Below are 1,986 nucleotides of genomic sequence, written 5' to 3'. Positions count from 1 at the left end.
CCTTTTTTCAACGTGGAAAAACCTATGGATTCATAATAATCCAAGGTATTTTGAACATTGCCAACCATTAAATTGACATGTAACATTTTGAGTTTATCTGTCATAATTTCCTTTTTAAAACTGCAGCTTGCTATAAAAATTGCGCATAAGAATACGATTAGTTTCTTGGCTTTCATTGTTTTTCTACAAATCTAAAACCTGCAGAAGACTAAAACTTTGGAAAAAAACGACTTTATCTTAACTGTGAAGGATGAACTCCGGAAAAATGCTTGATTTCATTTGTCAGATGGGAATGGTCATAAAATCCTAAATCCAAACTAATAGAAAGAAGACTTTCATTTTTACTTTTTTTGATCCGTTCAACGGCCTTGTTAAATCTGATAATTCTCGAAAAAACTTTCATTGAAGTCCCTACCTCACTTTTGAATTTTCTTTGTAACTGCCTGATGGAGATATGGTGCTGTTTGGCAATATTTTCAACAGCATTGACATGATCTGCTTTAATGAAATTTGCTACGCTAGTAGATAAAAGCCTGGTTTCAGTAATTTTCGGCAATAACATCTTTTGAAGACTGCTTTTCACAAAGTCTACTCTTTTGAAATCTGAATTTTGTTCATTTAACTGCTCAATGTAAACGTTGTTAAATTCAGGAAATAATTCAGCAATGGGAATATGTGAATCCTGAAATTGCGAAAAATCTTCTTTGGTAAGTATACCTAAAATACCAGGCTGAAAACTAACCCCAACATAATAGTCATTCCTTGAAGGTTTGAATTGACTAAATTTAGTGTTCACTCCCAGAACGTTCGAAGTTCCTTCGTTTTCATTTAGGAGAAAGACGAAATTCGTACATGCTTCTGGTAAAATACGTTGAGAGAAACCATTTTCAATTTCAGATGCAATCCAAAATTTATCGATGAAATTAGATAATTCTACACTAGGTATGTATTCTTTGTAATTCATTGGCTACCACAATCGGGATTCAGCTTGGGAATGGCGGGCATCTGAAGCCGTGTCCATTAAGCTTACTCCTCATTTTCTAAAGATAGTTGGATTCATAATTAATTGATAACGAGCATCATATAAAAGATTATGAATTCTTATTTTTAGTTTCAGTTTTGTTTTCTTCTATAAATCTCAATACAAAATCCGCTCTTTCGCTTACAGATACTTTAGGTATTTCGACAATATCATATCCGTAACTCTTATACGTTTCACACATTTTTTCAAACGTGAAAACGGCTTCTGTCCAATCCTGTTTCCTTTCATTATCGGTTTCATAAATTTCCTGCCAAGGAGGAAGCATAAATATATTTTTATTGTATCTCCAATTTTCAGCATATGAATTCATCCGTTGGTTTATTTCCGATTGAACTAGTTTTGCATAACAGATTGCGTCCAAAAATCCACGGTCAAAAAAAATGGAAGGTTCCCCACTAAAGGTTTTTTCAGCCTGCTCATAACAATTTATTGAGCGGTTAAACATTATTTTTTTGTATAACTCCTTGTCTTTCCAAGGTAAAGCATTTCCATTACTTTCTTGTTGTTCCTTTATTAATTCTCGAGCAATTTCAGGAACTATTTTATAATGTCTGCTTTTTAACTTCTCCAGCAACGTTGTTTTTCCTACTCCTGGTCCTCCTGTTATGACATAGAAATTATGATTTTCTTTAAATTCAATCATTATCTATTTCGGTTCGTTTTATATGACTTACATCACTCAAGGCAGGTGGGTATTAGAACACGGTTCAATGTCCACCACGACCATGGATTATAAACCGTAAATCCGGATTCTAACGGCTATATCTATAACCCATGTTTACTTAGCATTTCCTCTGAAAATCACCTGTACTGCAAAAATACTACGTCCAGTTAAATCAGTTCTTAAACTACCTTAACTCGGATATTAAGTAGTGCCTTAATTAAAAACATATCTCAAGAGCCCCCTCAGAGATTTCTGAGGGGACAGTTTAAGGAATCCTTAC

The 1,986-nt window shown here is 33.8% G+C and carries 2 protein-coding genes; both read right to left on the bottom strand.

From position 1 onward, the window contains the following. Positions 1–232: 232 nt before the first annotated feature. Positions 233–964, bottom strand: coding sequence for a helix-turn-helix transcriptional regulator (locus AS141_RS25815; protein ID WP_057940600.1), 732 nt, complete (start codon positions 962–964; stop codon positions 233–235). A gap of 127 nt (positions 965–1,091) precedes the next feature. Continuing rightward, positions 1,092–1,685 (bottom strand): AAA family ATPase, encoded by a 594-nt coding sequence (locus AS141_RS25810; RefSeq protein WP_057940599.1) that lies wholly within the window; start codon positions 1,683–1,685, stop codon positions 1,092–1,094. Positions 1,686–1,986 lie beyond the last annotated feature (301 nt).

The organism is Algoriphagus resistens (assembly GCF_001442615.1).
Taxonomy (GTDB): Bacteria; Bacteroidota; Bacteroidia; order Cytophagales; family Cyclobacteriaceae; genus Algoriphagus; species Algoriphagus resistens.
Note: the sequence above shows the minus strand (reverse complement) of the source record. Positions and strands in the feature narration are given on the sequence as shown.

Excerpts from the sequence above, each read along its gene's own strand:
- AS141_RS25810 (WP_057940599.1), bottom strand. The coding sequence starts at position 1,685 with ATGATTGAATTTAAAGAAAATCATAATTTCTATGTCATAACAGGAGGA.
- AS141_RS25815 (WP_057940600.1), bottom strand. The coding sequence starts at position 964 with ATGAATTACAAAGAATACATACCTAGTGTAGAATTATCTAATTTCATC.